19 protein-coding genes and 1 pseudogene are annotated in these 19,785 nt (G+C 46.1%); 19 read left to right on the top strand and 1 reads right to left on the bottom strand.

The window, feature by feature from the left end; all coding sequences use genetic code 11:
• Positions 1 to 38: 38 nt before the first annotated feature.
• Complete coding sequence (locus L0M13_RS17740; protein ID WP_235197728.1) at positions 39 to 410, top strand: gamma-glutamylcyclotransferase family protein; 372 nt, start codon at positions 39 to 41, stop codon at positions 408 to 410.
• 334 nt (positions 411 to 744) lie between these two features.
• Here L0M13_RS17740 and L0M13_RS17735 read toward each other — a convergent pair whose 3' ends face one another.
• Positions 745 to 1,122 carry a DUF3267 domain-containing protein gene (locus L0M13_RS17735; protein ID WP_311195672.1) on the bottom strand — a complete coding sequence of 126 codons (378 nt, stop codon included), beginning with the start codon at positions 1,120 to 1,122 and terminating at the stop codon, positions 745 to 747.
• Between the two features lie 356 nt (positions 1,123 to 1,478).
• Here L0M13_RS17735 and rpsF point away from each other — a divergent pair, with 356 nt between their 5' ends.
• From rpsF to rlmH, 18 genes and pseudogenes are all read left to right on the top strand, one after another.
• Positions 1,479 to 1,766, top strand: a complete 288-nt coding sequence (gene rpsF / locus L0M13_RS17730; RefSeq protein WP_235197727.1) for a 30S ribosomal protein S6 — start codon at positions 1,479 to 1,481, stop codon at positions 1,764 to 1,766.
• 44 nt (positions 1,767 to 1,810) lie between these two features.
• Entirely contained in the window at positions 1,811 to 2,281 is a 471-nt protein-coding gene (ssb, locus tag L0M13_RS17725) for a single-stranded DNA-binding protein (RefSeq protein ID WP_052649571.1), read from the top strand.
• A gap of 51 nt (positions 2,282 to 2,332) precedes the next feature.
• A complete protein-coding gene (rpsR, locus tag L0M13_RS17720; RefSeq protein WP_052649572.1) occupies positions 2,333 to 2,569 on the top strand; it encodes a 30S ribosomal protein S18 in 237 nt (78 codons plus the stop codon).
• Positions 2,570 to 2,852: 283 nt separating this feature from the next.
• Positions 2,853 to 3,803 (top strand): YybS family protein, encoded by a 951-nt coding sequence (locus tag L0M13_RS17715; protein ID WP_235197726.1) that lies wholly within the window; start codon positions 2,853 to 2,855, stop codon positions 3,801 to 3,803.
• Positions 3,804 to 3,816: 13 nt separating this feature from the next.
• Complete coding sequence (locus tag L0M13_RS17710) at positions 3,817 to 5,793, top strand: DHH family phosphoesterase (protein ID WP_235197725.1); 1,977 nt, start codon at positions 3,817 to 3,819, stop codon at positions 5,791 to 5,793.
• On the top strand, positions 5,790 to 6,239 hold the full coding sequence (gene rplI / locus L0M13_RS17705; protein ID WP_235197724.1) for a 50S ribosomal protein L9: 450 nt from the start codon (positions 5,790 to 5,792) through the stop codon (positions 6,237 to 6,239). Before L0M13_RS17710 ends, rplI begins: the two co-directional genes overlap by 4 nt.
• A gap of 12 nt (positions 6,240 to 6,251) precedes the next feature.
• Positions 6,252 to 7,607: a replicative DNA helicase gene (dnaB, locus tag L0M13_RS17700; RefSeq protein WP_235197723.1), complete on the top strand. Its 1,356-nt coding sequence runs from the start codon at positions 6,252 to 6,254 to the stop codon at positions 7,605 to 7,607.
• 131 nt (positions 7,608 to 7,738) lie between these two features.
• Positions 7,739 to 9,026, top strand: a pseudogene (locus L0M13_RS17695) (adenylosuccinate synthase).
• Between the two features lie 429 nt (positions 9,027 to 9,455).
• Complete coding sequence (locus L0M13_RS17690; protein WP_235197722.1) at positions 9,456 to 10,847, top strand: M23 family metallopeptidase; 1,392 nt, start codon at positions 9,456 to 9,458, stop codon at positions 10,845 to 10,847.
• Between the two features lie 214 nt (positions 10,848 to 11,061).
• Positions 11,062 to 11,769: a response regulator YycF gene (gene yycF / locus L0M13_RS17685; protein WP_052649579.1), complete on the top strand. Its 708-nt coding sequence runs from the start codon at positions 11,062 to 11,064 to the stop codon at positions 11,767 to 11,769.
• 5 nt (positions 11,770 to 11,774) lie between these two features.
• Positions 11,775 to 13,601, top strand: a complete 1,827-nt coding sequence (gene walK / locus L0M13_RS17680) for a cell wall metabolism sensor histidine kinase WalK (RefSeq protein WP_235197721.1) — start codon at positions 11,775 to 11,777, stop codon at positions 13,599 to 13,601.
• On the top strand, positions 13,598 to 14,935 hold the full coding sequence (locus tag L0M13_RS17675; protein WP_235197720.1) for a YycH family regulatory protein: 1,338 nt from the start codon (positions 13,598 to 13,600) through the stop codon (positions 14,933 to 14,935). Before walK ends, L0M13_RS17675 begins: the two co-directional genes overlap by 4 nt.
• Positions 14,922 to 15,731, top strand: a complete 810-nt coding sequence (locus L0M13_RS17670) for a two-component system regulatory protein YycI (protein ID WP_235197719.1) — start codon at positions 14,922 to 14,924, stop codon at positions 15,729 to 15,731. The genes L0M13_RS17675 and L0M13_RS17670 overlap by 14 nt, the downstream gene beginning before the upstream one ends.
• Positions 15,732 to 15,743: 12 nt before the next feature.
• Complete coding sequence (locus L0M13_RS17665; RefSeq protein WP_235197718.1) at positions 15,744 to 16,532, top strand: MBL fold metallo-hydrolase; 789 nt, start codon at positions 15,744 to 15,746, stop codon at positions 16,530 to 16,532.
• Between the two features lie 233 nt (positions 16,533 to 16,765).
• On the top strand, positions 16,766 to 17,968 hold the full coding sequence (locus L0M13_RS17660; RefSeq protein ID WP_235197717.1) for a S1C family serine protease: 1,203 nt from the start codon (positions 16,766 to 16,768) through the stop codon (positions 17,966 to 17,968).
• A 110-nt stretch (positions 17,969 to 18,078) separates the two neighbouring features.
• Positions 18,079 to 18,585, top strand: coding sequence for a DinB family protein (locus tag L0M13_RS17655; RefSeq protein WP_235197716.1), 507 nt, complete (start codon positions 18,079 to 18,081; stop codon positions 18,583 to 18,585).
• Positions 18,586 to 18,885: 300 nt separating this feature from the next.
• Entirely contained in the window at positions 18,886 to 19,050 is a 165-nt protein-coding gene (locus L0M13_RS17650) for a CxxH/CxxC protein (protein ID WP_235197715.1), read from the top strand.
• Between the two features lie 89 nt (positions 19,051 to 19,139).
• The gene (gene rlmH / locus L0M13_RS17645; RefSeq protein ID WP_235197714.1) at positions 19,140 to 19,619 is read left to right on the top strand and encodes a 23S rRNA (pseudouridine(1915)-N(3))-methyltransferase RlmH; all 480 of its coding nucleotides are present in this window, start codon (positions 19,140 to 19,142) and stop codon (positions 19,617 to 19,619) included.
• The last annotated feature ends 166 nt before the right edge of the window (positions 19,620 to 19,785 follow it).

The raw sequence follows: 19,785 nt of genomic DNA, 5'->3' as shown, positions 1-19,785 counted from the left end.
CAACCGCATCCGGCTTTTTTTCGGGGAGGCATATCAAATTGTTATTATTTGTATACGGAACATTGAAACAAGGCGGCAAGTATCATGCGTATTTGGAAGAAGCGAATCTAGTTTCTGAGCATGCATCAGCAAAAGGATCGCTTTATGACACAGGGCTTGGCTATCCAGCTTTTAGTTTGGCTGGAAGCGACAATGTCGTGGGAGAAGTTTATGATATTCCAGACGTCTTATGGCCGGCCCTCGACTTTTTAGAAGATTGTGTGGGTGACGAAAGCGATCTTTATGAGAAAAAGACCTTAACTGTCCAAACGGAAAACGGAACGCTAGAAGCGGTCGTCTATTTGGCAAGACAACAGGATTTATTGAAAACGAAGATTTCTTCAGGCAACTGGGAAATCGTCTATGCCTAACAAAAGCCCCGAGTGGAATCACTCGGGGCTTTTAAATTATCGAAAAACTAGGGGATTTTAACATCGTTTTTTATAGATCGCACTTCGGTGCTCTGGACAGGATTCCCGCAATAAGCCGAGAAGACCGCTCGTCTTATTGCTCCACTCTGTCCGGAACCGCACCGGTGCTAGAGAACTCTTAAAAGATACAGAGCGAAATAGCAGAGACATTATTCTTAAGCCGCACATCTTTTACCATCGTGCACTTCGTTGCTGTTTTACGGAATAAGGTGTTCACGAAAACAATTTAATTTTGGTTTCACTTTTTTGAATAAACTTAAAGCCCCGAGCACATTCACTCGGGGCTTTCGTTTATCGGTTTGCTGTCGTATAGGTGAAGGCGCGGAAGTTCCGGATCGTCAAGCACCCAAATATCTTTCTTTTCTTTTAGAAGTTCACGGTACATGATGAAATCACCGGCAGCACCGGCAGCAAGCATAGCCCCGAGCAAAACAAGAACTTGGTCCTCCATCCAAAAGCCAATGAGGGTAGGAAGGACAGCCGTGGTCCAAAACGGCAGCAGCAGTGCTTTTCTCATGGCCGAACTTGGCAGAGGGGTGCTGGTCGTGGCATAGGCGATGCCCAATTTTAAATTGAGTCCGTATTTTAAAGAATCGAAAGAAACTTTTCCAAAGATCAGGAAGCCGATTAAATGGAAAAGTTCATGCAGCACAATCAATACGGCATAGCCGATGATGAAATAGAGAATAGCAGAAAAGGAAAAGCCAAAAGATAAAGGTTCTGTGAAAAAATGATAGGCAGCGGCGAGAAATAACCAACAGCAAAATATTGATCCATAAAAGCTTAGGGGCGATCTCTTCCAAATTTATATCGATGACGCGAGAAGGTTCCATTTGTTCACTTCCTTTATTGTTTTCTATCTCCACTATAGCTTACGGGGATGTGAAATACACTTGCAGAGGCAATGGCATTGTGATACAATACAGTGATGTGAGTAATATTATGAATTGCTTGCTCCTTGCCCGCTGGAAACAGCAGGGCCCAAGTCCATGAGGAGGTGACAACACGATGAGAGAATACGAATTAATGTATATTATTCAGCCTGCAATTGAAGAGGAAGCGAAAAAAGCTCTAGTTGAGCGTTTTAACGAAATCCTAACTTCAAACGGTGCTGAAATCATCGAGTCGAAAGAGTGGGGTAAACGTCGTTTAGCTTATGAAATCAACGATTTACGTGAAGGTTTCTACCAAATCGTAAAAGTTAACGCTGGTTCTGAAGCTATCAACGAATACACACGTCTTGCGAACATTAACGAAGACATTATCCGTCATATCGCTATCAACAAAGAAGCGTAAGCGTATAAACCTGTAAATATTGACTAAAAGGGGGTTGAATTCTGATGATTAACCGAGTTGTTTTAGTCGGAAGACTGACAAAAGATCCTGATCTTCGTTATACGCCAAGCGGAGCGGCAGTAGCACGCTTTACACTAGCTGTAAACCGGACTTTCTCCAATGCGCAAGGTGAAAAGGAAACGGATTTTATCAATTGTACGGTTTGGCGCAAGCAAGCTGAAAACACGGCGAACTTCTTGAAAAAAGGAAGCCTCGCTGGTGTAGAAGGCCGCATTCAAACTGGCAGCTACGAGGGACAAGACGGAAAACGCGTTTACACGACTGAAGTAGTAGCAGACAGTGTTCAATTCCTTGAACCTAAAAATTCTGGTGCTGGTGCAGATCGTTCACAAGGGCAGCCATCTTATCAGCAGAACCAATCGCCAAGTCAGCAAAACCATACCCGTGTAGATCAAGACCCATTCTCAAGCGGCAGCGGCCCGATCGAAGTATCGGATGACGATTTGCCATTCTAAGACAGGCTTGAACTAACGGACACAAATTTAATACAAAGGAGGTAATTCGATATGGCACCACGTCGCGGAGGCAAAAAACGCAAAAAGGTTTGTTATTTCACTTCAAACAACATTACGTACATCGACTATAAAGATACTGACCTATTGAAGAAATTCATTTCTGAAAGAGGAAAAATCTTGCCACGTCGTGTTACAGGCACAAGCGCTAAATGGCAACGTAAGTTGACAATCGCTATCAAACGCGCTCGTATCATGGCACTTCTACCGTTTGTTGCGGAAGAAAAATAAATAAGAAAAGCGGAAGCACCTGGTCAGCCAGGTGTTGGAGTCTGGACATAAACATTCTCCTTTTAAGCTATTTTCATATTATAAGAAAGGCCGGGAAACCGGTCTTTTTTTATTTGGTTTACTTAAAGAAAGCCAATCAAAATTTTTTTATCCGTCTCATCCAAGTAAACTCTTCTTTCAGCCTTCTTCAGCTTTGCTGAAGAGGCGTTTTTTGTTCCTGCACTTCAATCATGTTACAATTACAAGGATGAAATAAACCCGAAAGAAGGGGACAAATACTCGAATGCAGAATCAACAAACAAGACAACTTACACAGGGTGCCATGATGGCCGCAGTCTTTACGGTGCTGCTGGCGATTTCCATTTATGTGCCTCTTTTACAGATTGTCAGTTCGCTATTTCTAGCGCTGCCAATCGCTTGGTATAGTGCAAAATATGGCGGCAAAGCTTCGGCTCTTTTTACAGCAGTCTGTCTGGTTTTAACCTTTATCATCGGCGGAATATTGTCGTTGCCGCTTGCGCTTATCCACATCCCGCTCGGCTTGGTCATCGGTTTGTCTATTTATAACCGGAAAAGCAAGCTTTTTATGTTCATGGGATCAAGCATTGTCATTCTGATATCTCTAGTCGTGCAATATGTAGCTTCGATCGCATTGCTCGGCATCAATGTTTTGGAAGAATTCATGACTGAGATGAAGAATTCATTTCAACAGACAAGTGCTATAATGGAAAATTTCGGCACCTTGCCGGAGGATTACACTGAAAACATGAATCAGCTATTGCTGTCCATGGAAATCTTAATGCCTACATGGCTAGTATTGGGTGTATTTATGGCCACTTGGGTCATGCTCCTTCTCTTGCTGCCAGTGTTAAAACGATTGGGGATCGAAGTTCCGGCATTCCCTCCTTTCCGGGAGATGAAATTGCCGAAATCCGTATTATGGTATTACTTGATCGTCATCGTGGTTTCCGTGTTCACTGAATTCCAGCCGGGAACCATGCCTTATATGATTTTGATGAACGCAACCCTCATGCTCCAATTCCTATTGTTCTTGCAAGGGATTTCGTTCTACCATTACTACATCAAGCAAGAAGGCTGGCCAAAATGGGTGACGGTCATCGTGACCATCCTAGCCATACCGCTGCAATCATTTACGAGCATCGTCGGAATCGTGGACCTTGGATTTGATATCCGGGGCTGGGTGAAGCGGGCACACGAGTTTAAAGGAAAATAAGGAGCTGAAGAGAATGTCGGCTTTTTTTAGGAAAAGAAAACTTCGATATCCGCTTATAGCGCTGCTAGTGTTAGGGTTAGTGGCGGCAATTCTGATTTCACTTTGGTCGGAGTGGGCAGCAGGAGGTTTTGTCCTGCTTTTTGCGGCAGCATTTGCCGCTGCCTGGATGACAGAAAAAAGAGTGTACGAAGAAACGGAAAAGCATATCGAAACGCTGTCTTACCGCGTCAAAAAAGTGGGCGAAGAAGCGCTGCTAGAAATGCCGATCGGGATTTTGCTCGTCAATGAAAATTTTGATATTGAATGGGCCAATCCGTATATGACAACTGAATTGGAGTACGATACCTTAATCGGCGAATCGATTTATAGCTTATCCGATGAATTTCATACAATGATAAAATCGGAGGAAGCGAAAGAAACGATCATCACGCTTGGTGAACGGAAATACCGGGTTTATTACAAAGCGGATGACCGGTTATTCTACTTATTCGACATCACAGAGCAAGTGGAAATCGAAACGCTTTATTATGCCGATCGGACCGTCCTTGGAATTCTCTTCATCGATAACTATGATGAATTGTCTCAAGGGATGGACGACCAGACACGAAGCAATTTGAACAGCCTGGTCACTTCGCTGATCAATGGTTGGGGCGCCGACCACGGGATATTCGTGAAGCGGATTTCATCGGACCGGTTTATGGCTGTGTTCAATGAATCCATTCTAAAAGAGCTGGAGTTGTCGAAATTTGCAATACTGGATAATATCCGGGAAGTGACATCAAAAGACAATTTGGCATTGACCTTGAGTATCGGGGTCGGTGCAGGCTCGGCTTCCTTAGTGGAGCTTGGCAGCATGGCGCAGTCCGGACTCGACCTGGTTCTTGGGCGCGGCGGCGACCAAGTGGCGATCAAACATCCAAGCGGCAAAGTGAAATTTTACGGCGGCAAGACCAACCCGGTCGAAAAACGGACACGGGTGCGGGCGCGCGTCATTTCCCACGCATTGCGCGATTTGATGCAGGAAAGCGACCAGGTCTTTGTCATGGGCCATAAAATGCCCGATATGGACGCCATCGGAGCGGCAGTCGGCGTTGCCAAAATGGCTGCGATGAATAAAGTCAACGGCCGCATCGTTCTGGATTTCAATGAGTACGACCGCAGCGTCATGCGCTTAATGCAAGAAATCGAACAAGATCCGGATTTATTCGACCGCTTTATCACACCGGAAGAAGCGCTTGCCGATATGACGGACAATTCACTGCTCGTCATTGTCGATACGCACAAACCTTCAATGGTCATTGATGAACGGCTGCTGCAGCGCATGGAACGGATCGTCCTGATCGACCACCATCGCCGCGGCGAGGAATTCATCACCAATACGATGCTCGTTTATATGGAGCCTTACGCATCTTCAACGGCGGAACTGGTGACCGAATTGATCGAGTATCAACCGAAATATGAAAAACTGACGATGCTTGAAGCGACGGCTATGCTTGCCGGCATCATCGTCGATACGAAAAGCTTCACGCTCCGCACAGGGGCAAGAACGTTCGAAGCGGCATCGTATTTGCGCTCGAATGGCGCTGATACGGTGCTGGTGCAGCGTTTACTAAAAGAAGACCTGGATACTTACGTGGAACGTGCGAAAATCGTCCAGACCGTCGAGTTTGTCGGGGACGGCATCGCCATTGCCAGAGGCGAACCGGGCCGCATTTACAGTCCGGTGCTGATTGCCCAGACGGCGGACATCCTGCTGACGATGAAAGACGTCAATGCGTCGTTCGTCGTAGCGGAAAGAGGCGAAGGCGGCATAGGCATCTCGGCACGCTCCCTTGGAGAAGTGAACGTGCAGATCGTCATGGAAAATATGGGAGGCGGCGGACATTTAACGAATGCCGCAACGCAAATCCCCGGCTCTACGATCGATGAAGCAGTCGACCGGTTAAAAGAAGTAATTACCGAACAATTTGAAGGAGGCACAACTGAATGAAAGTGATATTCTTGAAAGACGTTAAAGGAAAAGGCAAAAAAGGCGAGATCAAAAACGTGGCGGATGGCTACGCACATAACTTTTTATTGAAAAACAACTTAGCGAAAGAAGCCGATCAGGCAGCGATCAGCCAATTGGCTGGACAGAAGAAAAAAGAAGAAAAAGAAGCTGAAAAAGAATTGCAGGAAGCACAAGAGCTGAAAGCGAAGCTAGAAAACCTGACAATCGAATTAAAAGCGAAATCAGGGGAAGGCGGCCGTTTATTCGGTTCGATTACAACCAAGCAAGTGGCAACAGAACTTGAGAAAAAACATGGCATCAAAGTGGATAAGCGCAAAATGGAATTAGATGATGCAATCCGTGCACTTGGCTATACAAACGTGCCAGTCAAATTGCATCACGACGTCACAGCTACTCTTAAAGTCCATGTAACAGAAGAAGCGTAAGGTGATGACCCGATGAACGAAACACTGGATCGTGTCCCTCCGCATAACCATGAAGCCGAGCAATCGGTTATTGGGGCCATCTTTTTAGAACCGCAATCGTTAATCACCGTAGCAGAAATCGTTATGCCGGAAGATTTTTACCGCCTCGCCCATCAAAAGATTTTCCAGACCATGCTGACGCTGTCAGACCACGGAAAAGCGATTGATGTTGTGACGGTAACGGAAGAATTGTCGGTCAAAAAGGAACTTGAAGACGTTGGCGGCTTGTCGTATTTAACGGAAATCGCCAATGCCGTTCCGACGGCTGCAAACGTTGCGCATTACGCCCATATCGTGGAAGAAAAGTCGCTATTGCGGCGCTTGATACGGGTTGCGACTTCGATTGTGGAAGACGGTTTTACGCGCGAAGATGAAGTGGAAGCTTTACTTTCGGAAGCTGAGAAGAAAATGATGGAAGTGTCGAACCGCAAGAATGCAGGCGACTTCATCCATATCAAAGATGTACTTGTAAAAACCTATGATAATATCGAATTGCTCCATACCCGAAAAGGAGACGTTACAGGCATTCCTACAGGCTTCCGTGACCTGGATAAGGTAACAGCAGGGTTTCAGCGCAACGACTTGATTATCGTCGCTGCACGGCCTTCTGTCGGTAAGACAGCCTTTGCATTGAATGTCGCCCAGAACGTAGCAACAAAAACCGACGAGAATGTCGCGATTTTCAGTCTGGAGATGGGGGCCGAGCAGTTGGTTATGCGTATGCTCTGTGCAGAAGGAAACATCGATGCGCAAATCATGCGGACCGGAGCTCTTCAGAATGAGGATTGGCGCAAACTCACCATGGCAATGGGAAGCTTGTCGAACGCCGGAATCTTTATCGATGATACGCCGGGGATCCGGGTCAACGATATCCGTGCCAAATGCCGTCGCTTAAAACAGGAATACGGCCTTGGCATGATCATGATCGATTATCTTCAGTTGATCCAGGGACCTGGCCGTTCCGGGGAAAACCGGCAGCAGGAAGTATCGGACATATCCCGCTCGCTGAAAGGCCTTGCCCGTGAACTGGAAGTTCCGGTTATCGCCTTGTCCCAGTTGTCGCGTGGCGTTGAGCAGCGGCAAGATAAACGGCCGATGATGTCCGATTTGCGGGAATCCGGAAGTATCGAGCAGGATGCTGATATCGTATCCTTCCTGTACCGTGAAGATTATTACGACAAAGAGACCGAAGATCAGAACATGATTGAAATCATCATTGCCAAGCAGCGTAACGGCCCGACCGGTACGGTGAAATTGGCATTTGTGAAGGAATACAATAAATTCGTAACCATTGACTGGAGCCAGCACGAAGGCGGTCCGGATTTCTAAAAAAACGAACGATAGATGCAGAAATGCATTTATTGTTCGTTTTTCTTTGGGATTTTATTGACGAAAGGGCATTTCACTGCTACAATAGAGACTGTTTGAGATAGGGCGCAAGCCTAACGGAGGTGCGGACAATGACATCAGTCGTAGTAGTAGGAACGCAATGGGGAGACGAAGGAAAAGGGAAAATCACAGATTTTCTATCTGAGCACGCAGAAGTGATTGCGCGTTACCAAGGCGGAAACAATGCTGGACATACCATCATTTTCGGCGGCGAAACGTATAAATTGCACTTGATTCCATCGGGGATCTTTTATAAAGACAAAATTTCAGTAATCGGCAACGGAATGGTAGTAGACCCGAAAGCGCTAGTAAAAGAGCTGAAAGCTTTGCATGAACGCGGAGTCACTACTGAGAATCTGCGCATTTCCAACCGTGCACACGTCATTCTTCCTTACCACATCAAGCAGGACGAAGTGGAAGAAGCGCGCCGCGGGGCGAATAAAATCGGAACAACGGGCAAAGGCATCGGGCCTGCTTATATGGACAAAGCAGCGCGTGTCGGCATCCGCATGGCGGATCTTTTAGACCATGTTGTGTTCGAAGAAAAACTGCGTATGAACTTGAATGAGAAAAACCGGATGTTCGAGAAATTCTACGAAACAGAAGGATTCACAGTAGAAGAAATTATGGAAGAATACTATGGATATGGCCAAGAAATCGCCAAATACGTAACCGATACGTCGAAAGTATTGAATGATGCAATCGATGATGGACGCCGCGTCCTTTTTGAAGGCGCTCAAGGCGTTATGCTCGATATCGACCAAGGAACTTATCCTTTCGTCACTTCTTCTAACCCGGTAGCCGGTGGTGTAACGATCGGCGCTGGTGTTGGACCGACAACGATCCAGCACGTAATTGGTGTATGTAAAGCTTATACATCACGCGTTGGAGACGGCCCGTTCCCGACTGAACTTTTTGATGAAGTCGGCCAACAGATCCGCGAAGTCGGCAAAGAATACGGTACGACTACAGGCCGTCCGCGCCGCATTGGCTGGTTCGACAGTGTAGTCGTTCGCCATGCAAGACGCGTCAGCGAGGTTAACGGACTTGACGGTTAACTCAATTGACGTATTGACAGGCCTTGAGACAGTGAAAATCTGTACAGCTTACCGCTACCAAGGTGAATTGATCACGGAATATCCTGCGAACTTGCGTATGCTTGCTGAGTGCGAACCGGTATACGAAGAACTGCCAGGTTGGTCAGAAGATGTAACGAAATGCAAATCCCTTGATGAACTTCCGGATAATGCCCGCCATTACTTGGAGCGCATTGCCCAATTGACAGGGGTACAGATTTCGATTTTCTCGGTCGGCCCAGACCGCAACCAAACGAATATCGTAACAAGCGTTTGGCGTTAATGTGAAAAACGAAAGTGATCAACTAACGATCGAATAGGATAAAAGAGCTGAAATGGACCTTCATTTCAGCTCTTTTTTTATGTTTTTATGTTATTTTAACAAAATGTACACATTTATTACTGTTGAAAACTCTTTCCATGTAACAATTATGACAAAAAACAATCATTTTCACAAAAATATATTAGAAAATATTGCTATTAACGCGGAAAAGAAAGAAAAATTACATAAAAATAACCAGTAATTAGAATTTATTGCCAAGAATACGACAGACTGTTTACAAAAAAGCGATTGGTGCTATTTCAAAATAAGAATGTGCTAGAGTAATGGAGGCTTAGAAAAAGAGCGAAAGCAGCAGCGAAAATGCTGTCAATAAAAGCAGGGGGAAAACAATTAAAATGAAAGAAAAAAAAAGCGGGCCAATCGACTAAATTGAAATTGGCGGCTGCATCCATTCTGTTAGTGACAGGCTTTGAAATTAATACCGTTTCAGCAAAACCTATTGAAGAATCAGGGCTAGAGCCCATTTACCATATATACAATAACGGCGAATACTTAGGGGCCGTCAGTAATAATGAGTCGCTAAAAGCGGCAGCAGAAGAAAAAATCGACCATACGCAAGCGGCCTATGAAGAGTTGAATCTCCAGGTAGACCGTCGAGTGAATGTCATCGAAGAAAAAGTCTTTGCTTCGCCTATTTCCAACGACCATGAAGCACTCGACCGGGTAGCAGAAGCTTTGCCGATCAAAGCAGAAGCTTTTAGCTTGTCAGTAGACGGCGAAGCGGCCGTGTATGTGAAAGACCGGGAAGCATACAACGAAACCATCAAGCAAGTGAAGCTGGCATTTGTGTCGCCAGAAGAGTTGGCGGAATGGGAAGAGCGGCTGGAGACGGGGAAAGCACCTGCTGCTATCGGCGTCGGTGAAACCCGGCTAATGGATTTAGCCATTGCCCAGAAAATCTCAGGTGCTTCGCAGCAAGTGGATCCTTCAGCCGTAATGACAGTCGACCAAGCAGTGAGCTACTTGCTGAAAGGCGAACGTTTCCACAGAGCGGCTAGCGGCGAATCGGCACAACTGATTGCGGAAGAATTTGATATGACTGTAGAAGACTTGAAAAAAATGAACCCGAACTTGAATTTAGCTGCGTTTGAAGCAGGCACTTCCATAAAAGTCGCAGAAGAAGGCCCTAAAGTGACGGTGCAAGTTCAACGCGAAGAAAAGACGGCAAAAGCCATCGCGAATAAAACCATTACGAAAAAAGACAAGAACGTGTTGATCGGTGAGAAAAAAGTTAAAGAAAAAGGGCGAGCTGGGGAAAGGCATGTCACCTACTCCATCCGGGAAGAAAATGGACAGCGGACCGGGCGTACGGTGTCAAAAGAAGCCGTGGCGAAAGATCCGGTTGACCGCATTGTCCTGGAAGGCACGAAGCCATTGCCGAGTGTCGGGACCGGAAAATTTGCTTGGCCTGCTGAAGGCGGCTATATCTCAAGCGGCAGAGGCGAACGTTGGGGACGTCTGCATAACGGCATCGACATTGCCCGGCCAGACGGACTTGCGATTAAAAGTGCCGACCACGGCGTCGTAAAAGCAGCCGGGGCGGCCGGCACTTTTGGCAACCGCGTCGTTGTAGACCATAAAAACGGTTATGAAACCATTTATGCGCACCTTTCATCCATTGATGTCAAAGTGGGCGAAAAAGTACCGAAAGGCAAAAAACTGGGCGTCATGGGCTCTACGGGACGTTCAACCGGCCTTCATTTACATTTTGAAGTTTCCTATAAAGGCGTTACTAAAAACCCGTTAAATTATATTAAATAAACTTTTGAATCGATCCATCTACGTGGATCGATTTTTATTGTTTTCTTGACGCTTTGGAATTAGCGGAAATACAGCCGGCAGTATTTCCCGGGGAATAGTGGAGAGGGAGTCAGAGATGCGAAACCTCTCCAACAATGATAAAGTAAAGGGTAGAAAAGAATGTACAGCGAAGGAAATTCCATCGAAAGCTGGAATAAAAAGGGGAGAAAAACTGATGAGTAAAACGATTTTGGTTGTAGACGACGAGAAGCCGATTGCGGATATACTGCAGTTTAATTTGAAGAAGGAAGGGTTCAATGTCGTTTGTGCCTACGACGGAGATGAAGCAGTGAAGATTGCAGAAGAAATCCAGCCGGATTTGATGCTTTTGGACATTATGCTGCCAAACCGTGATGGCATGGAAGTATGCCGGGAAATCCGCAAGAAGTTCGATTTTCCGATTATTATGCTGACGGCAAAAGACTCGGAAATCGATAAAGTGCTAGGGCTTGAACTGGGAGCGGATGATTATGTAACAAAACCATTCTCTACCCGTGAATTGATTGCGCGCGTAAAAGCGAATTTGCGCCGCCAGAATGTCACGCCTGCAGATGAGGAAGGGCCAAGTTCAAATGATATTGAGGTAGGTTCTTTAACCATTCAGCCAGACGCATATTTGGTCCAGAAACGCGATGAAACCATCGAGTTGACTCACCGCGAGTTTGAATTGCTTCATTACCTCGGAAAACATATTGGCCAAGTGATGACCCGCGAGCATTTATTGCAGACGGTATGGGGCTATGATTATTTTGGAGATGTCCGTACAGTCGATGTGACAATTCGGCGCCTGCGTGAAAAAATTGAAGACAACCCAAGTCACCCGGCCTGGATTGTGACCCGCAGAGGAGTAGGTTATTACTTGCGGAATCCTGAACAGGAGTAGGTTGAATGCACAAGGTAGGTTTTTTTAAATCGATTCATGTGAAGTTTGTGCTGATATACATCCTGCTCATTTTACTGGCGATGCAGATTATCGGCTTGTATTTTGCACAGCAACTGGAAGATTCATTGAGTAAAAACTTCAAAGATTCGATAGAGGATCGGATGAATATTGTGGAGTTCAGTGTCCGTGAAGAATTGATCAAGGACCGGACAGATGAAGATTTAACGCTTGAACAAAGCTTGTATTCCGTCCTTTACGGATTCCAATCGGAAGATATTGACGAAATTCGGGTCATCGATTCGAGCTATCGGATCCTGGCTTCTTCAGAGATTGAAAATCAATCATTGGTAGGGCAACGGTCAACCGATGAATTGGTCATGCAGTCGGTTGTCGGGGAAACACCGCTCGACCGCACGAAGATCAATCGCCAATCCGAGCGGCGTATATGGGTCCGGACGCTGCCGATCATCACATCAGGCGGTGAAGTTCTCGGTACTTTATATATGGAAGCGGATATTGAGAATGTTTATGAACAAATGAATGAAATCAACTCCATTTTAGCAGTCGGAACCGCCATTTCCATGGCAATTACCGCTATTTTAGGAGTGCTGGTGGCACAGACCATCTCAAAACCGATTTCTGATATGAGAAGGCAAGCCCAAGCGATGGCAAAAGGAAATTTCTCACGGAAAGTCCGGGTTTACGGAGAAGATGAAATTGGCCAGCTGGCAAGGGCATTTAATAATTTGACGAACCGGTTGCAGGAATCACAGCAATCGACTGAAAGTGAACGGAGAAAATTGGCATCGGTCCTGTCGAATATGACAGATGGCGTATTATCGACCGACAGAAGAGGTCGCGTCATCCTGATCAACGATCCGGCGCTCCGCCTGCTGAATGTTTCACGTGAAACGGTCATCAACCGGCCAATCACTTCGGTTCTGAACTTGGAATCCGAATATACATTTGAAGATTTGATCCACATAAAAGAAGCGATTACGCTGGACTTCAGCAATTATGAAGAAAGTACGCTGCTCCGGACAAGCTTCTCTGTCATCCAGAAAGAAACCGGCTTTGTAAATGGCGTTATCGCCGTCTTGCATGATAACACCGAGCAGGAAAAAATCGATATGGAACGCCGCGAGTTTGTGGCGAACGTGTCGCATGAATTGCGGACGCCGCTTACAACGATGAGAAGTTACTTAGAAGCTCTCGCAGACGGTGCCTGGGAAGATCCGGATTTAGCTCCGAACTTCTTGAACGTTACCCAAACCGAAACTGAGCGGATGATCCGCCTCGTCAACGATTTGCTGAAACTATCAAAAATGGATTCCAATGAAACGGAATTGAATAAAGAAATGGTCGAGTTCAATGTATTCTTTAACCGCATCATTGACCGTTTTGAAATGTCGAAATCCCAGAACGTCCATTTTGAGCGCGAGTTGCCAAAAGAACAGTATTTCGTGGAGATTGATCCCGATAAACTTACCCAAGTTATCGATAATATCATCTCAAATGCATTGAAGTATTCTCCTGAAGGCGGGAAAGTCCGTTTTGACATGATGGAACAAGATGGCTTCATCATGATTCGCATCAGCGACCAAGGAATGGGGATTCCGAAAGAAAATGTCGATAAGATTTTCGACCGTTTCTACCGTGTCGATCGGGCGCGTTCTAGGGAAATGGGCGGTACAGGCCTCGGCCTGGCGATTTCAAAAGAGATGATCAATGCTCATGGCGGCGTAATCTGGGCGGAAAGCCAATACGGCCGGGGAACGACGATTTATTTCACCTTGCCTTATGAACTTGATGATGGAGATGAGTGGGAATGAAATACATTGAACAAATCAAATCCATTGCCTTAGCATTATTGATTTTTTTGAGTTTAGCCCTGACTTTTACCATTTGGACCTTTACCCCGACATTAGAAACAATTGAGACGACTTCAGCAGTGGAAGTGGAACTCGGAGAAAAGAAAGTTGTGGACGAAGTGGTGCAGCCGCTTAATGTGCTGTACCAATTCAGCGATGAAAATATCACGGGGACAAGCGACCAGGAACAGATCACGCTGCTGCTTAGCGAAATGGAGCAATGGCAAATCCATGACTTGGCGATTGTGGTGGAAGAAGCGCCTCTTGAAACTTTAAGAGCTTATCTTCACGGGACAAACCGCGCGGTTCTTTACTATCCAGCGCCTGTTCCATTTCCTGTCTATGACGACATGATGGATATCACGGATAAGACTATTCCGGAAGCGTCTTTTGACCGGATCGTCATTGATTGGGGCAATATAAGCGGCAATAATTTTAACCTGTATTTTGTGAACAGCAAGTCGAAACGAATTTACACCGGAAGCGTATCAGCGATTCAATTGAAGCGATTCGAATCGACAATTGTCCAGCGGGCTTTCGAGTACGCCCCTTATGTTACGAATGAAAAAATAGGGGAATTGCCGATCTACATTCAACAAGATGCAAAAGATGTAACGACTTACCGTTACTTGCAGGAAGACATTCCGCCGCAGCGTTTTGTCGATGGGCTTTTTGAAAATCCCGGCAGCGTGCAATCGACAGGCGCGATCACCAATAAAGAATACAGCGATGAATCAGAGGCGATAATGGGCGTAGAAGATACGAATAAGAGCATCACCTATGTCCAGCCAAAAGCGGAGACATCCGATCCCGCGATTCCATCCGATTTGATCTTTAAAACGGTGGATTTCATCAATAGCCATAGCGGCTGGACAAATGACTACCGCTATTTCAATATGGTGCCGTTGAACCAGCAAATCGAATACCGCTTGTTTGTCGATGGGGCACCGGTCTTTGGGCCGCTTGCCACGGATTTAAAGCTGAACTGGGGGATTGAGTCGGAAGTGGAGCAGATTTTCCGCTACGAACGCCCATTTTACATCCTGGAATCTTGGGGAGAAACCGGCACGACGAAGATGGAAGCCGGCGAATCCGTTTTGAAAGCTTTCAATCATCTGGATGAAAAGGATCTAGCGACGATTACGGACATTGTGCCCGGCTATGAATTAAGGCGTGATGACCGAGAGCCCGAGCGGCTATTAAGCTTGGAGCCGGCTTGGTACTTTAAAGCGGACGGCAAATGGCATCACCTTTCCAAAGAAATGCTGGGAGGTGGCAAATTTGGATTGGAGTAAAACAAAATCCATCTTTATCATTGTCTTTGCCATATTGAATATCTTTTTATATTCTTTGTACTTGGAACGGTATAACGCTGGGCAGCGATTGGAAGAACTGACCATTCCATCGATTGATGAAAAGTTGGATCTTGAGAATATCACTTACGAAGAGCTTCCGGAAAATATAGGGAACCAAGCCTATTTGACCGGAAAGAAGAAATTATTTGTAGCGAATGATGTTCCGGGTGTAGACTTACAGATGAACACGACAAATGAAAATGCGTTAATCGTCACATTCGACGAACCGCTGCCACTTAGCGGAGACCCGGACGAAGAAGTTCTGACCGAATTTGTGGAAGGAACCATCTACGAAGGGGAAGATTACGTCTTCTGGAGAATGGATGAAGAAGAGCAGGAAGCGGTGTTTTTCCAAGAGATTAACGGGAAACCACTGTTTTACAGCGACAACGGTTTATTGACGCTGCATTTTAATGACGATGCGAAAGTCACTCATTATGAACAGACCTTGTTCGAAAATGTGGAAGAAGCCGAATTGCAGAAAAAAGTGATTCCGCCGCTTCAAGCCATTCATACCCTTTACCAGAAACAAGTATTAAAGCCGGATACGCATATCGATTCGGCAGCGCTTGGCTATACGGAATATGTCACGGTTTCTGAAAACACAGTGATGTTTTTGCCGACATGGCGCATTCGGGCTACGCTCGCAGATGGCAGCAAAGATGAATATTTCGTCAATGCCATCAAGGACGGCGTAGTGGAAGTCAAGAAAGATGAGATGGAGCTTGAAGAATAAGGAGTTTTTATTATGCGTTTTAGTGTGTTAGCAAGCGGCTCAAGCGGCAATGCTATCTATATAGAAAACGATCAGCATTCATTTCTTGTGGATGCGGGGTTGAGCGGGCGGAAAATGGAAGAGCTTTTCGCTTCGATCGGCAAAAGCATGAGCAACCTGGACGGCATCTTGGTGACGCATGAACATAGCGACCACATCAAGGGTCTCGGGATTGTCGCAAGAAAGCATAAAGTGCCGATTTATGCGAACGCCAAAACATGGGAAGCCATGGACGGCCTGGTCGGTGCGATTCCGGTGGAGCAGCGATTCCATTTTGATATGGAAACGGTGAAGACCTTCGGTTCGATTGATATCGAATCGTTTGCGGTGTCCCATGATGCGGCAGACCCGATGTTCTACGTGTTCCACGAAAACGGCAGGAAGCTCGCGCTGATTACCGATACCGGCTATGTCAGCGACCGCATGAAAGGCATCATCCAGGCATCGGATGCTTTTGTTTTCGAAAGCAACCACGATGTCGGGATGCTGCAGATGGGGCGTTACCCGTGGTCCGTTAAGCGGCGCATCCTGAGTGATGTCGGGCACGTATCGAACGAAGATGCAGCCGTGGCGATGAGTGAAGTGATGGCGGAAAAACCGACGCGCATCTACTTGTCCCACTTGAGCAAAGACAATAATATGAAAGACCTCGCACGGATGAGCGTCGAACAGACTTTGCAGACAAAAGGCATCATCGTCGGTGAATATGTCGATCTGCTCCATACGGATGCGAACATCCCAACCGAATTAGTGATCGTGTAATTGATAAAGCCGGAAGCGCAGCTGCTTCCGGCTTTTTTTAGTTTGAGGCGTATTTTAGTGATAACGGGGCGTATTTTAGGAGTTACTGTGCGTATTTACAGTGCTATAGAGCGTATTTTGAAATCAACTGAAGCATTATTAAATCCAGTTTGCTGCGGCTTGCATTGTCCGTTTCGGATTCTTAAACTAAGGTTATATAAAGAGTAGTTGAATTGAGAGAGAGGATGAATGCGATGGGATATTATAATAGCCCACAGAAGCAGAGCCGTGCAGGGACGTTCCTGGCAGGAGTAGCGGGTGTCGCGGTCGGTGCGCTTCTTGTGTGGCTTTTGTTTTATTCGGTGCCGGGTTTAGCGCCTGGCAATGAGGAAGAATCGGCGAACACATCAGAAGCGGTAAAGACGAACAGCTCCACGGAACAGTCGTCAACAGCAGTGGAAATTACGACAGATGTCACAAAAGCTGTGGAAGAAGTGGCGGATGCGGTGGTCGGAATTACGAATTTACAAGCGGGGTCTGATTTCTGGTCGCAGACCCCAGGACAGGAACAAGCTGTCGGGACCGGTTCAGGTGTCATTTATAAAAATGAAGGCGGTACAGCTTACGTGGTGACGAACCATCACGTGATTGAAGGTGCCAATGGCATCGAAGTCACGCTCGCAGATGGCTCGAAAGTGGAAGCGACCCTTGTCGGAAGTGATATCTGGACCGATTTGGCGGTTCTTGAAATGGACGGTGCCAATGTGCCGGACGTAGCTGAATTCGGGGATTCGGATGTATTGAAGCAAGGCGAAACCGTTATCGCGATCGGCAATCCGCTCGGCCTTGATTTTTCGGGATCGGTTACGACCGGCGTAGTTTCTGGAACAGATCGTGCGGTTCCCGTGGATTTGGACGGAGACGGACAGGAAGATTGGCAAGCGGAAGTTCTTCAGACAGACGCAGCGATCAACCCCGGGAACAGCGGCGGCGCGCTTGTGAATTTAGCCGGCCAGCTGATTGGCATCAACTCGATGAAGATTGCGACTTCCTCTGTGGAAGGAATCGGTTTTGCCATCCCGATCAATTCAGCGATGCCAGTGATCGAATCGCTTGAAGCGAATGGTGAGATGGTACGGCCAGCGATGGGCGTCACGCTTCTCGATCTTGCTCAAGTGCCGCAGACTTATCGTGCAGAAACCTTGAATTTGCCGGAAGATGTCACAAAAGGTGTTGTAGTGAATTCAGTCGTGGCCGATTCGTCTGCAGCAAAAGCGGGAATGGAGCAATTTGACGTCATTGTTGAAATGGACGGGGAAGCAGTCGGTGACATCATCGAACTTCGCAAACATCTATACAATGAAAAAGAAATTGGTGACACGCTGACAGTAAAAGCTTACCGCAACGGAGAACTCATGGACTTCGAATTGGAGCTTGTGGACAACTCTGCTTTATAATTTTTGAAAGAAGCTGTTCTTGCGACAGCTTCTTTTTTATATGCGGCAGGAATCTAAACCTCCATACCGAATAAAACACCATAACACATTAAAATTTTTGGAGGGATTCCATGTTTGCAAGCATTGATGATTTTTTGCGGGAATGGCAGCCGGAAGCGGAAGGTACTCAGAAGGTCTTGGATAACTTAACAGACGCGTCACTGTCGCAGCAAGTAACAGCGGATCACCGGACATTAGGACGTCTTGCTTGGCATTTGACGACGACTTTTGATGAAATGGTTGCTGGGCACACGGGACTCCAGTTTGAAGCGGCTAAATTTGGAGAGCCGGTTCCTGAAACAGCTAAGGAAATTGCGGACGCTTACCGACGGACAAACGAATCCATGATCGGAGCCATCCGGCAGCAGTGGACGGATGCAACCTTAACAGAGGAACGGGATATGTACGGAGAGATGTGGACGATTGGAACGGTCCTGAAAGTGCTCTTTACCCACCAAATCCATCACCGGGGGCAGATGACCGTATTGATGCGGCAAGCGGGATTGAAAGTGCCCGGGTTATATGGTCCGTCAAAAGAGGAATGGGCCGATTTCGGGGGCCAAGCGCCGGAAATTTAATAAGGGAAGTTTCACCATCTTTCATTCTGCGAATGGAAGGTGGTTTTTTAGTGGATAAAAGTTTGTAATGTTATTGTAATCTTTGTAAAGAATTTTAAAGAAAAGCGCAGCAATGTTCGTGAAAGCATAAAAATAATATGTGGATAACTTTTTAGAAAAGCCAATCTATTCACAATCCACAGGCATTTAAAACCCCGGCTTTCAGTAACCGTTTTCTTCTGGTAAAATAGCTTGTGGATAAACGTGAACGAATTGTGTATAACTGTGTGGAATATTCGGAAATTAAAGGAGGCGAAAAAAATGGAGATCAAATCATGCAAAACCCACGTGGAGCATGCGTTGGACATGTTTGTAGCGGAGACAAAAAGTTATCCTATTCTTACAGAATTATCAGATGGAGAAAAGTTATCCACAAAATGTGATTATTGCGAAGAGGCTGCAACGTATCTTGTGGCGAACGAATGAATGGACACAAGATATAGAAAATCCTGTGGATATGTGTATAACTTCTGTTAGTAAGTTGTTTGTAAAGATTGCGTAAAGGGGGATAAGTTGTGAATATCTCAATTATCAGTGTAGGTAAGCTGAAAGAGAAATACTTGAAATCGGGAATTGAAGAATACACGAAACGGCTGGGAAGCTACGCAAAAGTCAGCGAAGTTGAAGTGGCAGATGAAAAAGCGCCGGAACAATTGAGCGAAGCGGACATGGAAATCGTCAAAAAGAAGGAAGGCGAACGAATCCTAGCTAAAATTGCACCGGATGCCTACGTCATCGCCCTCGCCATCGACGGCAAAATGAAAACATCCGAACAGCTCGCAAAAGACATCGAATCGCTGATGACTTACGGCCGCAGCAAAATCGTCTTCGTCATTGGCGGATCGCTCGGCCTCCACGAGGAAGTGTTGAAGCGTGCGGATGAGAAGCTGTCATTTTCGAAAATGACGTTCCCGCACCAGTTGATGAAGTTGATTTTGGTAGAGCAGGTGTATCGGGCTTTCCGGATTATGAAGGGTGAACCGTATCATAAGTAAATAAGCTTGCCGCGCCTATTAGAATCACTCCATCACCAAACCAAACGGGTCTGTTTTCCTTTCTCTTTTTTTAAAAAGCTATATAATGATAAATGATGAATTTTTAGCTGGGATCTTCTCTTAAGGCGTTTTTACACATAGAGTTAAGAGAAAGCTTGAAGCAGAG

Origin of the sequence: Planococcus sp. 107-1, assembly GCF_021513255.1 — a bacterium.
Classification (GTDB): Bacteria; Bacillota; Bacilli; order Bacillales_A; family Planococcaceae; genus Planococcus.
The sequence above is the reverse complement of the archived record's forward strand: the minus strand, read 5'-3'. Positions and strand labels throughout refer to the sequence as shown.

Excerpts from the sequence above, each read along its gene's own strand:
- dnaB (WP_235197723.1), top strand. The coding sequence starts at position 6,252 with ATGAACGAAACACTGGATCGTGTCCCTCCGCATAACCATGAAGCCGAG.
- rpsR (WP_052649572.1), top strand. The coding sequence starts at position 2,333 with ATGGCACCACGTCGCGGAGGCAAAAAACGCAAAAAGGTTTGTTATTTC.
- L0M13_RS17715 (WP_235197726.1), top strand. The coding sequence starts at position 2,853 with ATGCAGAATCAACAAACAAGACAACTTACACAGGGTGCCATGATGGCC.
- L0M13_RS17710 (WP_235197725.1), top strand. The coding sequence starts at position 3,817 with ATGTCGGCTTTTTTTAGGAAAAGAAAACTTCGATATCCGCTTATAGCG.
- walK (WP_235197721.1), top strand. The coding sequence starts at position 11,775 with ATGCACAAGGTAGGTTTTTTTAAATCGATTCATGTGAAGTTTGTGCTG.
- L0M13_RS17655 (WP_235197716.1), top strand. The coding sequence starts at position 18,079 with ATGTTTGCAAGCATTGATGATTTTTTGCGGGAATGGCAGCCGGAAGCG.
- L0M13_RS17675 (WP_235197720.1), top strand. The coding sequence starts at position 13,598 with ATGAAATACATTGAACAAATCAAATCCATTGCCTTAGCATTATTGATT.
- L0M13_RS17650 (WP_235197715.1), top strand. The coding sequence starts at position 18,886 with ATGGAGATCAAATCATGCAAAACCCACGTGGAGCATGCGTTGGACATG.
- rpsF (WP_235197727.1), top strand. The coding sequence starts at position 1,479 with ATGAGAGAATACGAATTAATGTATATTATTCAGCCTGCAATTGAAGAG.
- L0M13_RS17660 (WP_235197717.1), top strand. The coding sequence starts at position 16,766 with ATGGGATATTATAATAGCCCACAGAAGCAGAGCCGTGCAGGGACGTTC.
- L0M13_RS17665 (WP_235197718.1), top strand. The coding sequence starts at position 15,744 with ATGCGTTTTAGTGTGTTAGCAAGCGGCTCAAGCGGCAATGCTATCTAT.
- ssb (WP_052649571.1), top strand. The coding sequence starts at position 1,811 with ATGATTAACCGAGTTGTTTTAGTCGGAAGACTGACAAAAGATCCTGAT.
- rplI (WP_235197724.1), top strand. The coding sequence starts at position 5,790 with ATGAAAGTGATATTCTTGAAAGACGTTAAAGGAAAAGGCAAAAAAGGC.
- yycF (WP_052649579.1), top strand. The coding sequence starts at position 11,062 with ATGAGTAAAACGATTTTGGTTGTAGACGACGAGAAGCCGATTGCGGAT.